Source organism: Aeromonas sp. 30P (genome assembly GCF_051919805.1).
GTDB classification, from domain to species: Bacteria; Pseudomonadota; Gammaproteobacteria; order Enterobacterales; family Aeromonadaceae; genus Aeromonas; species Aeromonas veronii.
In genome coordinates, this window is the sequence record NZ_JBQBEA010000001.1 from 1,194,413 (window position 1) to 1,210,564 (window position 16,152).

The following is a 16,152-nucleotide window of genomic DNA, read 5'->3' on the forward strand; positions in this document are numbered from 1 at the left end:
AGCTCACAAATGAGCCTTGTGGCAAATTGTGTCGTGCCCTTAACTGGCTGTTTATCCAGATTAATTAGTGATCCAGATAGGCCCTGTGCAGTTTCTTCTCCAGCTTCATATAGGCCTGAACCCAGTCGCTATGCGGGTTGGCTGGATTCGCTCTGGCGGCAAAGACCGCAAGGTAATCTGCCTGGGTTGCGCTCTGCAGCAGGGGGGTAAATGTCATCAAGAAATGTCGGGCCAGATAGGGGTCAAGGGGCCAGATGTTGAGGATGGCGCGAGCCACAGGTTGAACCGCAGCTGAACAGATGAAGTGGCGGTGTCCCGCCTCCAGCCAGTCGGCCATCTCGCACATACCCGATTCGGGCACCAGACCACCATCACCCGGGGTGGTTGCCAGAGCAATTGCCTGACCGTTTACCGTGATGAGCTGCTCATTGTTATGCAGGGTGCCGTCGTGGCTGCGCAAGGCCAGGTCCGGGCATGCCTGTTCAAGAAACAGACTGCAGCTCTCCGGCAGGGCTGCCAGCAGTTCGCTGGCGTGGCTGGACATCAAGGCCGGAAGCCAGAATGCTTCGGCGCGATATTGTTCACCTTGCAGGCGCTGTTGTGCCAGTTCTTCTGTGCTGGATACGGGGTACAGGCGAGAGATAATGCCGGGAAACGCCATACTTATTCCTCTTAATGGGTATCCGGCGGATTATACGAGTTATTGGGGGGGCCACAATAAAGGTTTCTTTTCGAGACTGTTTACCTGAGGCGGCTGAGCGATTACCATCCCCCCTTGAAGGCAAGGGTTGTCGCCGAAAGGCGCTCATAAGATAGAGGCTCGACCATAACGAGTCCGAACAAAACTGATACACTTGACTACGAGTCGTCGCGAAAAATAAAAGGCGGAGTAAATCCGCCAAACGGAGTATGGAACATTATGAATTCAAATATCGTCACTGTTGGCAAGAAGATCCGTCAGATCCGTGAAGCGGTCGGTTTGAGCCGTCCGAAGTTTGCAGATTTGCTGGGTGTTCCTCCCACCACGCTGAAAAACTACGAGCTGGGTTACCGTGAAGTTGGGGGCGCCTTCCTGGTTGCCCTGGCGCACCACCCGGATCTGCACAAGTTCACCCTCTGGCTGCTGGCAGACAAGAAAGTCGCCGAAATCGGCCAGATTGGCCCGGATGACCTCGCCAAGGCGTGATCATCGATGTGAATAGAAATGCCGCCTTCGGGCGGTATTTTTTTTGGGTCGCCGATCGATATTTTGATCTAACACGCTTTGAATTATCCATGCAGGCCAACGAGAATAAGCGGCCCCGAAAAGTGGGCCCCCTGGTGGTATCTGGCCACCTGAACACTATTACATTCAGGATGATATGAGCAATCGTATGGAGTATGGGTATGAGCAGTAATGAGTTGGATAAACGCTATGGCCTGATGACTGCCATTGCGATGGTGGTCGGCGTGGTGATCGGCTCCGGTGTCTTCTTCAAGGCCGATGATGTACTGCGTCTGACTGGCGGTAATCTGGCCATTGCGCTGCTGGCATGGGCGCTGGGGGCATTTTCGATGATCTTCGGCGCGCTGGTGTTTGCCGAGTTTGCCCAGCGGATCGAAAAGTCCAACGGTATCGTCGATTATGCCGAAGCGGCATACGGCAAAATGTTTGGTTATCTGGTGGGGTGGTTCAAAGGCGTACTCTATTACGCTCCTCTTTCCGCCATCCTTGCCTGGGTCGCCGCTCTGTACACCATGATCTTGCTCGGCAGTGATAATCCGACCAACTCTGGTACGACCTGGATACTGGCGGCTGTCTATATGACGGTCACCTATCTGATCAACTTCTATGCCCCGGCCCTGGCGGGCAAGCTGCAAGTGGGCTCTACCCTGATCAAGTTGATCCCGCTGATCCTGGTTGCCATTGTGGGCACCATTTCAGGCTTGCTCAATGGTGTCACCGTGACCAACTTTGTGCAGGCAATGGATGGGATAGGAAGCACCGGAGGCACTCTGGCCACGGCCGTGGTTGCCACCGCCTTCGCTTATGAGGGGTGGATCGCCGCTGTGACCATCAACAGCGAAATTCGCGATTCCAAGAAGAATCTGCCCAGAGCGCTGGTGATTGGCACCCTGATAGTCTTTGTGGTCTATGTCACCTATTTTCTGGGGATCGCCAGTGTCTTGCCGACGGACGAGATAGTGGCGCAAGGGGATAACGCGGTAAATCTCGCGACAACCAGCCTGTTTGGCGGGACTGCCTCGACCATTTTGACCGTGTTCGTGATTATCTCCTGCCTCGGCACCCTCAATGGTCTGGTGCTGGCGACCATGCGCATTCCCTACTCGCTGGCGATCCGCAATCAGGGGCCAGCCCCCAAGTGGATGAGCCGTATCGAACCGCATCACCACATGCCAATCAACTCGGCCCTCGCAGCAGCGCTGTTGTCGGTGATCTACTCAGTGCTGTGGTACTGCAGCATCAACGAGACATTCGGTCGTTACATCGCTCTGGACGAGATGCCGATCGTGCTGATTTATGGCCTCTATCTGTTCCTCTATGTCTGGTACATGCGCACCTTTACCGAGTTGGGCTGGATAAAGCGGTTTGTGATCCCGACCTGCGCCACCCTGGGCGCGCTCATCATTCTGTATGGCGGTATCACCAATCCCAGTCTGGGACTCTATCTGCTGGTCTCTGTGGGGGTGATTCTGCTCGGGTTGCTCTTCTACCGTAAGGAGTGACCGGGTAAGTAAGTTGAAAAAAAAGCGCCGAATGGCGCTTTTTTTTCATTTTTAAACCACAGCATGTCGACAACTAACTGCCCAGCAACCCGAGGCGGCCCAGTTCATCCTTGAGCTGATCGAGATTGCGCTCTACACAGGCTTCCCCCTCGTTGATGGCATCGCTGGCGCGATGAAAATCCATGATGGAGAAGCTGCCAAGGCGCGGGCAGAGCTGGATCTCTGGCGGGTCACCGGCCATCCGGGCGCGGGTGATCCGCTCCTGCATGATGTTGATGGAGCCACTCATCACGCTCCACAGACCCGGGGTGGCTGGCGCAGACTCACCGCGATTGAGCCACTGGCTGAGCAGGCCGCCGCTGCCGGGTTGATCTGGCTCATCGGTCCAGGGTTGGTGCATATCGGTGTTGAGGTTGACCGCAATCACCACCTGGCCCCCATGGCGCGGGCCAGCGAGATGGGCACCGGATTGACTACTGCGCCATCGACCAGCCAGCGGTCGTTGATCCGGGTCGGGGTGAGGATCCCCGGCATGCCGCAGGAGGCGCGCACCGACTGGCGCAGCGGGCCCTGTTGCAGCCAGATCTCGCGGCCGGTATCGAGCTCGGTGGCGATGCAGGCGAAGGGGATGGGCAGATTCTCGAGATCGGGATCCCCCAGATGGCTGGCGGCAAGGCCAAATACCTTTTCGCCGCGAAACAGACCGCCGGAGAGGGCCGGGTCGAGCAGGCTGACCACCTGCAGGCGGGTAAAGCCGCGCACCCAGGTTTCCAGCCGATCCAGTTCTCCGGCGGCATAGGCGGCACCGACAAAGCTGCCGATGGAGCAGCCAGCGATCAAATCCGGTTTGATGCCGAGACGTTCAAGGGCGCGGATGACGCCGATATGGGCCCATCCTCTGGCGGCGCCGCTCCCGAGAGCGAGCCCTACGCGGGGTTTACGTGGCACGACAGTCCTCCAAAAAAGGGGTTGAGGGGTCAGCTTACTCCGAGAGTCAGGAGGCGTCACCCTGCCATCTTTCGCTGCGGTTGCGACCGTTGGCCTTGGCCTGATAGAGCGCCACATCGGCGCGGCGCACCGCTTCGTGCAGGGGAAGGTTCTCCTGGTGGTGCAGATAGCCGAGGCTGATGGTGACCTCCAGCCCGGGCTCGATGGCGGCCCAGTCATGATCCGCCACCGCCTTTCTCAGCCGCTCCGCCAGCTCGCCGAGCTGCGTTGCATCAGCGCGGCCAATCAGCAGCAGAAACTCTTCGCCCCCCCAGCGGATCAGGCGATCAGTGGGTCTAAGCTGCTGCTGGCAGATCTGCACCAGCCGGATCAGCACGATATCGCCGACGGCATGGCCGAAGTTGTCATTGACCCGTTTGAAGTGATCCGCATCGAACATCAGGATCCCCGCTTGCAACCGGGACAGATCGCCCGCCTGCTCCAGCAGCACCAGATAGTGGCGGTTGAAGGCACCGGTGAGGGCATCGTGGCATGAGAGGTAATTGAGCCGCTGGTTGAGGCGATGGGATCTCAGGTTGGAGAGGGCGGCCAGCAGCATAAAGAGAATGGCGAGCAGGGTCGGCGTGGACTGGCAGAGCATGGCCCACACCAGCGGCAGCAGGGTGACGTTGTGCACCAGCCGCAGCGGGGTATCGGGAATTGCCATGGTCAGCTGCAATGCCCCTTGTTGCCACTGGTATTCGTCGGTCGGCTCGGGGTCTTGCGGCACCACGGGCTGGTGTGCGCTGCTGGCCAGCACCTGATGGTACTGATTGAGCAGCAGATACTCACCCAGCGCCGGCGTAAGCTGATTGAGCTGAGATTGCAAGCGTGAGAGCAGGATATCCATGCTGATCATCCCTACCAGCGAGCCGTCCTTGTAGAGAGGCTGGGACATGGTGACCATGGTGCCCAGTCCGGCAAAATCTTCGTAAGGGCGGGAGAGAATGGTGTCCCGGCTGGGGTTGGGTGACATCAGCGCATCCTGCCAGTAGTGCTTGTCATAGATGCTGCGGACAAAACGAAACTGGCTGGAGGGGATCCAGGGATAGAGGTAGATAAAGTTGTCCACGCCGGTGAAGTAGGCCCAGGCGATCTCGCTGCCCAGGCGCTGGCTGGCGGTGGACAACAAGGGGGAGAGGCTCAGGGCCAAATGAAGTTGCGCCTCCCGCGCACTGCCGGGGGGCGGCAGCGGGCCGTCACCGGTGAGGTTGCCCGCCAGTCCGGCTGGCAAATCACCGGGGAGTTTGTCGAGGGCCAGCCCCTCTGGCAGCGCCTCGATATGGCGATAGAGCTGGCGGGTGAGCACCGACTGGGGGTCGCTGCGCAGTCGCTCTTCGGCCTGCCCGCGCATCGCCTCCAGAAACACTTCGGTCTGTTTGAACCGATCCCGCAGGTAGATGGCGCTGTTGAGGGTATCGCTCTGGTAGAGGCGTTCTATCTTTTCAGGCTTTGCCGCAAGGTCAGACCAATCAGCAGGATGACCACGGCGAACAGGAGCCAGGTCAGGCGTGTGAGAAAGCGGTGGTCAGACATTTTGGGCATAGGCAGTCAGTCGGGTTGCGAAGGAAATTGTCGTTAGTGTATGCGATGTGGCGTGAAAACAAACGGCGCGACCTGAAACAGAGTGAGCTTATCCCGCTCTTGTTACGTTTTGTCACATTTATACATAGTCACGGCATAGTCTGGGGCTAAAATGGCCCCAATCTGGATTTACCCTCTCACTCTTCATGGACTGTTCGATGAAAATGCGTATCTGGCTCGGCTTGGGCCTTCTTCTAATCGTGGTTGCCGGCGTCTGGGCGCTGCGTCACAGCGAACCCGCCGCCAAAGCACCGACCAGACAGGTCAATATCCGCACTCAAACCGTCAAACAGAGTCTGGCCGAGCCGACCCTCAAGCTGGTGGGCAAGCTGGCAGCCAATCGTTCCGTCATCATCAGCCCCGAAGTGACCGGTCGCATCGTCAAAATTGCGGTGCAATCTGGCCAGAGTGTGGCGAAGGGGGAGACCCTTATCGCGCTCGATGCGGGCAAGCAGCAGGCGGAGCTGGCCGAGCAGAGCGCCAGTCTGCGCGACGAGAACCGCAAGCTGAGTGATATGCGCAAGCTGGTGGCCCGTGGCGCCGTGACCCAATCCGAGCTGGAGGGGCAGGAGGCCACCGTGGCCCAGGTGCAGGCACGCCTCGATGCCGCCCGCTACGAGCTCTCCCTGCGTACCCTGCAGGCGCCCTTTGCCGGCACCGTGAGCCTGATTGATCTCAGCGAAGGGGCGTTGGTCAACAGTGGCGACACCCTGCTGCATCTGGACGAGCTCGACAAACTGCGCCTCGATCTGGCGGTGCCGGAGCGTTACCTCTCCCTGCTGCGACCGGGCATGGCGGTCACCGCCACCAGTACCGCCTGGCCGGATCAGCAATTCAACGGCACCCTGACCACCCTCGACAGCCGCATTTCCAACGATACCCAGAACATCAAGGCGCGGGTGATGATCCCCAATGGCAACGGTCAGTTGCGCCCGGGCATGCTGCTCAATGTGGAGCTGGCACTGCCTGCCCAGCAGCTTACCCTGATCCCCGCCCAGTCGGTGGAGTACGCCGGTGAGCAGCGCTTTGTTTACCGTCTCGAGGCCGATGGCCGGGTCAAGCGGGTGCCTGTGGTGCTCGGCGAGACCGAAGGGGAGACCGTCTGGGTCACCGAGGGGCTGAAGGTCGGCGACCGCATCGTGGTCGAGGGGCTGGTCAATCTGCGTGATGGCGTGCAGGTGCGTGATCTGGCCGAGGTGAACGGCTGATGTGGCTCTCCGATATCTCAGTTCGCCGCCCGCTGGTGGCGGTGGTGCTCAGCGCCCTGCTGACCGTGTTTGGTCTGGTCGCCTTCAGCAAATTGACGGTGCGGGAGATGCCCGATGTGCAGATCCCGTCGGTCTCCATCACCACCACCTATGAGGGGGCGGCTCCCGCGGTGATGGAGAGTCAGGTCACCAAGCCCATCGAGGATCAGCTCTCCGGTATCAGCGGCATCAAGAACATCAACTCCATGACCCGCAAGGGGCGCTCGATGATCACTGTCGAGTTCAAGCTCGGCTGGAACATGGTGGAGGGGATCTCCGATGTGCGCGATGCCCTCTCCCGCGCGCGGCCCCGGCTGCCCGATGATGTGGACGAGCCGCTGGTGACCAAGGACAGCGGCAACGGCGATGTGGCGATCTGGCTCAACTTCAGCAGCAGCCAGATGGATCGCACCGCCATGACCGACTACGCCAACCGCGTGCTGGTCGACCCCCTGAGTCTGGTGGACGGCGTGAGCGAAGTGGCGCTCTCCGGCGATCTCACCCAGGTGATGTATGTACGGCTGCGCCCGGCCGACATGGCGGCCCGTGGCATCACGGTGAGCGATGTGGAAGAGGCCCTCAAGCGCGAGAACATCGAGCTGCCGGGGGGCGAGATCCGCAACAACTCCATGACCATGGCGGTGCAGATCGCCCGTCTCTACCACACAGCGGAAGATTTCCAGCAACTGCAAGTCACCACTGCCGCCAACGGCCAGAGCGTCTATCTGGCCGATATCGCCGACGTGGAGGTGGGAGCCAAGAACGAAGACAGCGCCTATCAGCGCAACGGCAAAGAGAGTCTGGGTATCGGCATCGTCGCCCAGTCCACCGCCAACCCGCTGGCAGTGGCGCAGGGGATCGAGAAGAAACTCGGCGAGATGCAGCGCTTCCTGCCGGAGGGGGCCAAACTGGAGGTGGATTACGATTCCACCATCTTTATCAAGCAGGCCATCGACGAGGTGTACGAGACCCTGGCCATCTGCGCCGTGCTGGTGGTGGCGGTGCTCTATCTGTTCCTCGGGCAGGGGCGCACCACGCTCATTCCGGCCATCACGGTGCCCGTGTCGCTCATCTCCGCCTTTATCGGCGCCTGGTATTTCGGCTTTTCCATCAACCTCATCACCCTGCTGGCCCTTATTCTCGCCATCGGCCTGGTGGTGGATGACGCTATCGTGGTGGTGGAGAACATCCACCACCATCTGCAGCGGGGTGAACCGCCCCTGCTGGCCGCCTGGCACGGCACCCGCGAGGTGGGCTTTGCGGTCATCGCCACCACCGCCGTGCTGGTGATGGTGTTTGTCCCCATCGCCTTTATGGATGGCATGGTGGGGCGGCTCTTTACCGAGTTTGCGATATTGCTTTCGCTTGCGGTGCTCTGCTCCTCGCTGGTGGCGCTGACCCTAACCCCGGCCATGGGCTCCTGGTTGATGCGCCCGCTGGATAAACCGAACCGGCTCACCGCCGGGCTCGATCGCGGGCTGGGCTGGCTGGAGGGGCACTATCGCCACCTGCTGGCATGGGTGCTGCGTCGCTCCCGCTGGATGCCGCTGGTGCTGCTGCTCTGTCTGGGCGGTATCGGCGCCCTCTTTACCCAACTGCCGACCAGCCTCACCCCGACCGAGGATCGCGGCGTCATCTATGTCTTCGTCAAGGGGGCAGAGGGGACCAGCATCGAGCGGATGAAGCGCAACATGCAGCAGGTGGAGTCCGCCATCATGCCGATGCTGGGCAAAGGGGTGGTGCAGGCGCTGAGCTTCAGTACCCCCGCCTTTGGCCGTGGCGGCGATCAGACCGGTATGGTGATCATCCAGCTCACCGACTGGGCTGAGCGCGACGTCACCGCCACCGAGTTCTCCCGCTCGCTGGGTGCCAAGCTCTCCGGCATTCCCGATGTGATGATCCGCACCTTCCAACCCGGATTCCGCGGTGGCTCCACCGCACCGGTGCAGTTCGTGCTGCAGGGTAACGACTATGCCGAGCTCTACCAGCAAGGGTTGGCGCTGCAACAGGCGGCGCAGGCCAGCGGCCTGATGCTGAGCCCGGATCTCGACTACGCCGAGAAGACCCCGGAGCTGCAGGTGACCATCAATCGCGACAGCGCCAGCCAGCTCGGCATTCCGGTCTCCACCGTGGCCAACAGCTTGCAGACCCTGTTGGGCGGGGCGAGCAAGACCACCTATGTGGACAGGGGCGAGGAGTATGACGTCTACCTGCGCGCCAACCAGACCGAGTTCAACGGCATCTCGGATCTCGGCCGTATCTATCTAAAAGCCGCTAATGGCGAGATGGTCAGTCTCTCGACCCTGGCCACCGTCAAGCAGGTGGCGACCGCCAACCGCCTCAACCACTACCAGCGGCAAAAGGCGATCACCCTGACCGCCGATGTGCACCCCGACCACACCCTGGGTGAGGCCCTCGATTTCCTCGATGGCTGGGCCAACGCCAACCTGCCCACCGGCATGACGGTGGATTACGCCGGTGATTCCAAAGATTACCGCGACAATCAGGGGGAGATGGTGTTGGTCTTTGGCCTCGCCCTGCTGGTGGTCTATCTGGTGCTGGTGGCCCAGTTCGAGAGCACCCTGACCCCGGCGGTGGTGATGGTGACGGTGCCGCTCGGCATCTTCGGCGGCCTGCTTGGCCTCTGGCTGACGGGGCAGGAGATGAGCATCTACAGTCAGATCGGCATGATCATGCTGATCGGCATGGTGACCAAGAACGGCATCCTCATCGTCGAGTTCATCAACCAGTTGCGCCAGCGCGGGGAAGGGTTCGAGGAGGCGATCATCGCAGGCTCGGTGCGCCGCTTGCGCCCGATCCTGATGACCTCGCTGACCGCCATTATCGGCGCGGTGCCGCTGATGCTCTCCATGGGGGCGGGCTACGAGAGCCGGATGGCGGTGGGGACTGTGGTCTTCTTCGGGTTGTCGCTGGCCACCCTGGTCACCCTGCTGGTGGTGCCTGCCATCTACCATCTGATCGCCCGCCACGCCGGCATGACAGGTGCGCGGGATCAGCAGGTAGACGAAGCGCTGGCCGCCAAGGGGGCAGGGGAGTCGCACCCTCCGGCGCTCTGACCTCAATCCTGACGGAGGCCAGTAAATCAGCCTCCATCATCACAAGGGCGCCTGCGGGCGCCCTTGCTATTGCGGGTGGCGGCCTATTCCGCGGGATCTATAGGGACAAAAAGCCATCGCTCCCCTTGGCCGCAACCGGTATAATGCGCGACCCGAATTTTTCCAGGTGTTCAAAATGCAGCCGGTACCCAACCTTTTCTCCTATCCCCGCTATTGGGCCGAATGCTACGGCACGGCGCCCTTCCTGCCCATGTCCCGCAAAGAGATGGACAAGCTCGGTTGGGACAGCTGCGACGTCATTCTGGTGACGGGGGATGCCTACGTGGATCACCCGAGCTTTGGCATGGCGGTCATCGGCCGGATGCTCGAAGCGCAGGGCTTTCGGGTCGGCATCATCGCCCAGCCGGACTGGTCATCGAAGGATGACTTTATGCGTCTGGGCAAACCGAACCTCTTCTTCGGGGTGACCGCGGGCAACATGGACTCCATGATCAACCGCTACACCTCCGATAAAAAGCTGCGCCACGACGACGCCTACACCCCGGGGGATGTGGGCGGCAAGCGGCCGGATCGCGCCACTCTGGTCTATACCCAGCGCTGTAAAGAAGCCTTCAAGGAGGTGCCGGTGGTCATCGGCGGCATCGAGGCTTCCTTACGCCGTATCGCCCACTATGACTACTGGTCAGAGACCATCCGCCGCTCCATCCTGCTCGATGCCAAGGCCGATATCCTGATCTACGGCAACGCCGAGCGGCCGCTGGTGGAAGTGGCTCACCGCATCGCGGCGGGGGAGACCATCGACACCATGCAGGATATTCGCGGCACCGCCGTCATTCGCAAGGAGCCGCTGCCGGGCTGGAAAGGGGTGGATTCGAGCAAGCTCGACCAGATTGGCCGCATCGATCCCATCATGAACCCCTATATGGAAGGGGCCCCATGCTCGGACGATGCCACCGAATCGGCACCTGCCGCGCAGGAAGCACAGCCCGTGCTGGTGCAGCCGGCCAAACCCAAGCCGTGGGAAAAAACCTATGTGAAGCTGCCGGCGTTCGAGCGGGTGAAAGAGGACAAGGTGCTCTACGCCCACGCCTCGCGCATTCTGCACCACGAGACCAACCCAGGCTGCGCCCGCGCCCTGTCGCAGGCTCACGGCGATCGTATCGTCTGGGTCAACCCGCCCGCCTTCCCGCTGGAAACCGATGAGATGGACGGCGTATTCGGCCTGCCCTACCAGCGGGTGCCGCACCCGGCCTATGGCAACGAGAAGATCCCGGCGTTTGAGATGATCAAGACCTCGGTCAACATCATGCGCGGCTGCTTTGGCGGCTGCTCCTTCTGCTCCATCACCGAGCACGAAGGGCGCATCATCCAGAGCCGCTCGGAAGAGTCGATCCTCAAGGAAATCGAAGATATCCGCGACAAGGTGCCGGGCTTTACCGGCGTCATCTCGGATCTCGGCGGCCCCACCGCCAACATGTACAAGCTGCGCTGCAAGAGCCCCAAGGCCGAGCAGACCTGCCGTCGCGCCTCCTGTGTCTGGCCCACCATCTGCCCGCACATGGACACCGACCACAGCCCGACCATCAACCTCTATCGCAAGGCGCGCGACCTCAAGGGGATCAAGAAGATCCTCATCGCCTCCGGCGTGCGTTACGACATCGCGGTGGAAGATCCCCGCTATATCAAGGAGCTGGCCAAGTACCACGTCGGCGGCTACCTCAAGATCGCGCCGGAACACACCGAGGAGGGCCCGCTCTCCAAGATGATGAAGCCGGGCATGGGCAGCTACTACCAGTTCAAGGAGCTGTTCGACAAATACTCCAAAGAGGCGGGCAAGCAGCAGTACCTGATCCCCTACTTCATCTCCGCCCACCCGGGCACTACCGATGAAGACATGATCAATCTGGCGCTCTGGGTCAAAGAGAATCGCTTCAAGCTCGATCAGGTGCAGAACTTCTACCCGTCGCCGCTCGCCAACGCCACCACCATGTATTACACGGAGAAAAACCCGTTAAACAAGGTGAGCCGCGAGGGGGGCGATGTGTTTGTCGCCAAGGGCGAGCGTCGTCGCCGTCTGCACAAGGCGCTGCTGCGCTACCACGACCCCGCTGGCTGGCCGATGATCCGCGAAGCCCTGCTCGCCATGGGTAAGGGCCACCTGATTGGCAACGGCCCGGGTTGTCTGGTGCCAGCGGAAGGGCGCAACGAGCGTGCCGCCACTGGCAAGGGGTTGAAACCGGCCCTGACTCGCCACAGTAACATTGCCCATCAGCGCGGTAATGGCACAGGCAACAAGCCGACGGGCGGCAAGCCGGTGGGTTCCCAGCTGCACAAAGGCGCGGCTAACGGCAAACCGGCCGCACAGGGCGAAGGCAAGAATGCTGGCCAGAATGCGGGTAAAAGCAAACCTGCCGGCAAACCCGCCCATAAGGGCAAGGCACCAACCCGCGCCGGCTCTGCCAAGCCGGGGGCCAAACCCACCACTCAGGGCGGCAAGCCTGCGGCTAAAGGCAATGGTGCCAAGCGACCGGCGCGGTAATATTTGCTGATTGGAAAGCGATAGAAAATAAAAAGGCGACCAGATGGTCGCCTTTTTTATTGCTCATTAATCTTCTGAGAGCTGTATCAAATGATAACTAGAGCTGTACATATTATTAAAAGTAATAGTCTAGCGTTTCATTTTTTACCCATTTCTTGAACCGTTACTAACGGTGCTCCATCAGTTTGCAAAATGGATGTGCCACAAATAAAGTCTAAAGGGGCGTTAATAGAAACTAAAAAAACAATAAGAAAAGTGACAAAGGTTATTGATAAGGATAGTGGGATTTTGTCCCTTAATAATTTGAAATGAAGTTGTTCATCAATCCAATTTATTTGATGCTCCCAGAAAAATTTATAATGAGCATACCAGTTACTGAACATTATTTGTTTTGTGATTGATTCTGAATAGAATTTATCCTCGATTATCTTTAACCGTTCATGATATTCATCAAGATTTTCCTCATCCTCAAGCCCTTTCACTTCAATATAAAGGGATTTAATTTCATTAAAGTACCTGGTTAGGGCTGACCCAGCTTTTTCATATTCATTTTTTCTATGAATGTTCATGCTTATGTAAAGCCCTACAATTCCCAACACAATAAACGTAGCGGAAACAATTTTTGTTGAGAGACTGTCAACACATAATGCATAAATACCAATAGCCATTGATATGAAACTGATAAACCCAGGTGTCTTTTCAATAATATCATACGTTGCAAAATGTTTTTTTGCACCAAAGCCAACGTCATAGCCTTTTTCCGCAATACTTTTTAATAGGTCTGATTTTTTCATATTATTACCTACTGAATTGGAACATCGATAGAAGCTCTAGCTACAACAACATCATTTTTTATTGCATAGCATTCGACATAATGTTCACCTCTAAATGAGGTTCTTTCATTTCTCTGCTTATATCCATTGTCAATCACAATTTGGCCTCTGATATCATCTCTTTTTTCTGCCTCAGGGCCGCGATTTAATACTTTCCACATTAATGTGTAGTCGCCCGGCACATCGCATTTCTCTACTCTGAAAAGTAGCTTTTTATCAGGACGAAGTGGTATGTTATTCAACAGCATCTGGAATAATGAATTTGGGCGATAACCATTCTGATTAACTTCGCAGTCAAGCGTCATATTAAACTGAATATCAATAGGATATTTGTCATCGATAAACTGTTCTGTGTCTCTCCATGTTGTAATTGATTTCTGGAAAGATTCGGAAATGATTTTACTGACGGGGAAACTTCTACCATAAATAGATCGCCATCTTTCGTTTGCTTTCTCCGTGCCTTCAGCTTCGATAGCCTCTATGGAAAGTTCATATGCTTCTTTGGCTTTTTTTCTGAAATCTTTTTTAACGTTTACATTTTGGTTGCTTCCAGGCGCTCGGTAATAATCCTGTTTATCCTGTTCTGATAGATATTTAAAAAAATCTCGACTAAGCCAGTCAAAATAAAGATAGCTCTTGTCATCATATAAACTAGTTGTTTTCATAAAATTGTAGGCGAGAGTGTCTATTAGCAACCCCCCTATTGCTACGCCACTTTTATTTTTCCATGACCTTGCCATTTTACATAGCAGTCGAAGGTTTTTATTCTTTTCTTCGTTAAGGACCTTTATAGCCTTCATTTCTTGCCGTGGTTTTGTAGTTTTCCAGCTCCCCCCATTTTTTGTATCAGGGTATTTAAAATATCCTGACTCATCATCATTATCGTTGTAATAGTTGAAAACTGGTTGAACTTCCACGTGAAAATTTTGGTATTTCACCGTAACAACTAAGCGATCAACTTTTACATCTGTCGTCGGATATCTTGCTTTAATTGCATCTTTTACATCAGTGAGGAGCTTAGATTGCTTATTATCTTTGTAATCATCCCATTTAGATGATGGCATGATGTAGATCATATCGAGATCAGAAATACCCTTAATGCCAGTATATCGACCATAAGAGCCAACCTGTAAAGAATTTGCTGTGGTTGAGTCAGTATTCCTAAACTTCATGTTTAGGCTTTTTGTAATTTCACCATATCGCTGAGAAAACTGAGTAGATCTTTCAACTTTAATGTTGTCGAGAAACTCTTTAAACATGTCCGACACAGACATAAAAACTCCTTGCTGGTTAATTTTTAGATAAATCTGGAGAAATCAGGGACACCCGCCTTTCTGTGTGAGGCGTATCACCACCAAATCCCACGCTACCGCCCGTGGATTACAGCTTCCAATATGCTCCCTTGACCCACGTTGGCAGTAACCCATCGCAGTTCAACAGGTTCTGGCTGGCCATGGTAAGTCAAACGAAACTGCCTGGGCGAGCCATTAAGTGACTTAAATATCAGAAATTAATCATTTTTTGCGCTTGATCAGCAAATGGAACTGGAAGGCGGCTTTGTAGCCATATCCCGCTTTGGCAAGCAGGGAAGGGGAGTGGATTGGGGCGACCTGCTGGTCGCCCCTTGTTATTGCCATATCCGGCGCCCGAAGGGTTAGCCGTTATAGCCGTAGCAGCGCTTGAGCTCTTCGAAGTCGTAGTAGTGGCTACCGCTTTGGTAGGGCTGACAGCCCGTTTTAAAGGCGATCTCCTTTTCGTTGTAGAGCATCTTGACCAGCACCTGCCGCTGCCCGTTCTGGTAGATATCCCACTGAATATTGGCGGTATAGGGGGAGACCCAGCCGCCGCGCCACTCGTTGTTCTGCTGGCTGAACAGCTGATCCGGGCTGGCCCCCTGACGGCTCCCTTCCAGCTTCATCAGGGCGGCGAGGGGGATAATGGCTTCGGCGTGGGCAAAGCGCAGGGTGGCCCGTCGGCTCTGCTCGCCCTCCACCACCTGACGCTGCACCTCGCCAAACAGGCCGTCGAGCAGCGGCTGGGCAATGGCGTAGGGGGCGCTCTGGTTGGCAAAGCTCGGCCCCTTCTCGTAGAAATCTTCCGCATCGGAGAGGTAGGAGAACCAGGCAGACTCCTCCGGGGTGAGGAACTGCTCCAGCGCCCAGGGTTCGCTGCCCTGTGCCTGCGCTTCGCGGATCATGCCGGGGCCGATGATAAAGAGGTTGTAGAGCATCAGGGCGGCATCCACTTCGTCGCGCACATAGGTCATGCCGCCATCCTCCGGGTTGACTGCGACAAACTCGACGCCGCCCGCCAGATAGTCGACAAAGCCCTTGCTGTAGATACGCTCCAGCATGCTGCGGGCCATCTCTTTGGTCTTGCTCAGGTTTTTAAGCTGATCCAGCGCCCTGGCCAGCTCGGGGGCCGGGGCGATTCCGGCATCTTCGTCGCCGATAAAGCGCTGGTAGCTCTCATAGGCGGGCAGGTAGCGGGCGTAATCCCCCTCGGGCGTGGTCTTGTGGAAGTAGAGCTCGAACTTGTTGACCAGCTTTTTGTCGATCTTCGAGGGGTCATCCTGCGTGAGGTAGCACTGCGCCGAGTCGCTGACATAGCTCACGTCGCGCTTGAGGCTCTCCATAAAGTAGAAGGCGCTTTCGTTGGCCCTGTCCTTGCCCGAGGTGACCACCTTGATGCAGTGGGGCTCGCTGCTGTTGAGCAGGGTCGGCAGCCGCGCCGCCAGCCGGGTGGCGAGATTGGCGTGCTCCTCCTTGCCCAGCGCCGAGAGCAGGCCATAACCCAGTTTCTGGTTGGCGGCCGTCACCAGATCGACCTTGCCTCCCAGCCCCTGCCCGAGAGTGGTGAGCGCCCCCTGACGCTGCGCCTCTTCCCATACCAGCTTGGTCAGCACGTCATATTTCGGGCTGGAGAGGGAGCGCGAGCCGTGGCGCGCCACCATCTCGGTAAAGACCGGGCTGAACCCCTGAGGCGCTGGCTCGTAACTCTCCGCCTGCTGCTGCGGGCTGTAGACCGCTTTGGTGCTGTATTGATAGGCGGTTTTGCCCTGGCTGTCGGCAGACGATTCGTTCTCTGACTGGCAGCCGCCAAGCAAGACCAGCGAGACGGCCAAAGCCACATAAGAAGAGCGCGGGAAAGTCATGATG

10 protein-coding genes and 2 pseudogenes are annotated in these 16,152 nt (G+C 57.5%); 5 read left to right on the plus strand and 7 right to left on the minus strand.

Annotated elements, in window-relative coordinates:
* Window positions 1-64 precede the first annotated feature (64 nt).
* A complete protein-coding gene (locus tag ACTG2B_RS05695) occupies window positions 65-661 on the minus strand; it encodes a hypothetical protein (protein WP_144715935.1) in 597 nt (198 codons plus the stop codon).
* A 258-nt stretch (window positions 662-919) separates the two neighbouring features.
* Here ACTG2B_RS05695 and ACTG2B_RS05700 point away from each other — a divergent pair, with 258 nt between their 5' ends.
* Both ACTG2B_RS05700 and ACTG2B_RS05705 read left to right on the plus strand, forming a co-directional pair.
* On the plus strand, window positions 920-1,186 hold the full coding sequence (locus tag ACTG2B_RS05700; RefSeq protein ID WP_005338367.1) for a helix-turn-helix domain-containing protein: 267 nt from the start codon (window positions 920-922) through the stop codon (window positions 1,184-1,186).
* Window positions 1,187-1,386: 200 nt separating this feature from the next.
* Entirely contained in the window at window positions 1,387-2,727 is a 1,341-nt protein-coding gene (locus ACTG2B_RS05705; RefSeq protein ID WP_058057807.1) for an APC family permease, read from the plus strand.
* Between the two features lie 73 nt (window positions 2,728-2,800).
* Here ACTG2B_RS05705 and ACTG2B_RS05710 read toward each other — a convergent pair.
* Window positions 2,801-3,675: pseudogene (locus tag ACTG2B_RS05710) on the minus strand (patatin-like phospholipase family protein).
* A gap of 46 nt (window positions 3,676-3,721) precedes the next feature.
* A pseudogene (locus ACTG2B_RS05715) lies at window positions 3,722-5,259 on the minus strand (sensor domain-containing diguanylate cyclase).
* Window positions 5,260-5,456: 197 nt separating this feature from the next.
* Between ACTG2B_RS05715 and ACTG2B_RS05720 the strand changes: the two are divergent.
* The 3 genes from ACTG2B_RS05720 to ACTG2B_RS05730 all read left to right on the plus strand — a co-directional run bounded on the left by ACTG2B_RS05720 (window position 5,457) and on the right by ACTG2B_RS05730 (window position 12,161).
* Window positions 5,457-6,506, plus strand: coding sequence for an efflux RND transporter periplasmic adaptor subunit (locus ACTG2B_RS05720; RefSeq protein WP_005338352.1), 1,050 nt, complete (start codon window positions 5,457-5,459; stop codon window positions 6,504-6,506).
* Entirely contained in the window at window positions 6,506-9,622 is a 3,117-nt protein-coding gene (locus ACTG2B_RS05725; protein WP_439995326.1) for an efflux RND transporter permease subunit, read from the plus strand. Before ACTG2B_RS05720 ends, ACTG2B_RS05725 begins: the two co-directional genes overlap by 1 nt.
* 175 nt (window positions 9,623-9,797) lie before the next feature.
* Complete coding sequence (locus ACTG2B_RS05730; RefSeq protein ID WP_439995327.1) at window positions 9,798-12,161, plus strand: YgiQ family radical SAM protein; 2,364 nt, start codon at window positions 9,798-9,800, stop codon at window positions 12,159-12,161.
* Between the two features lie 137 nt (window positions 12,162-12,298).
* On the opposite strand, the gene ACTG2B_RS05735 is transcribed toward ACTG2B_RS05730, so the two are convergent.
* The 4 genes from ACTG2B_RS05735 to ACTG2B_RS05750 form a co-directional block, all read right to left on the minus strand.
* Window positions 12,299-12,955, minus strand: coding sequence for an SLATT domain-containing protein (locus ACTG2B_RS05735; RefSeq protein ID WP_439995328.1), 657 nt, complete (start codon window positions 12,953-12,955; stop codon window positions 12,299-12,301).
* Between the two features lie 8 nt (window positions 12,956-12,963).
* Entirely contained in the window at window positions 12,964-14,268 is a 1,305-nt protein-coding gene (locus ACTG2B_RS05740) for an SMODS domain-containing nucleotidyltransferase (RefSeq protein ID WP_439995329.1), read from the minus strand.
* A gap of 240 nt (window positions 14,269-14,508) precedes the next feature.
* The gene (locus ACTG2B_RS05745; protein ID WP_265177368.1) at window positions 14,509-14,631 is read right to left on the minus strand and encodes a hypothetical protein; all 123 of its coding nucleotides are present in this window, start codon (window positions 14,629-14,631) and stop codon (window positions 14,509-14,511) included.
* 17 nt (window positions 14,632-14,648) lie between these two features.
* On the minus strand, window positions 14,649-16,148 hold the full coding sequence (locus ACTG2B_RS05750) for a histidine-type phosphatase (protein ID WP_421311401.1): 1,500 nt from the start codon (window positions 16,146-16,148) through the stop codon (window positions 14,649-14,651).
* Between the last annotated feature and the right edge of the window lie 4 nt (window positions 16,149-16,152).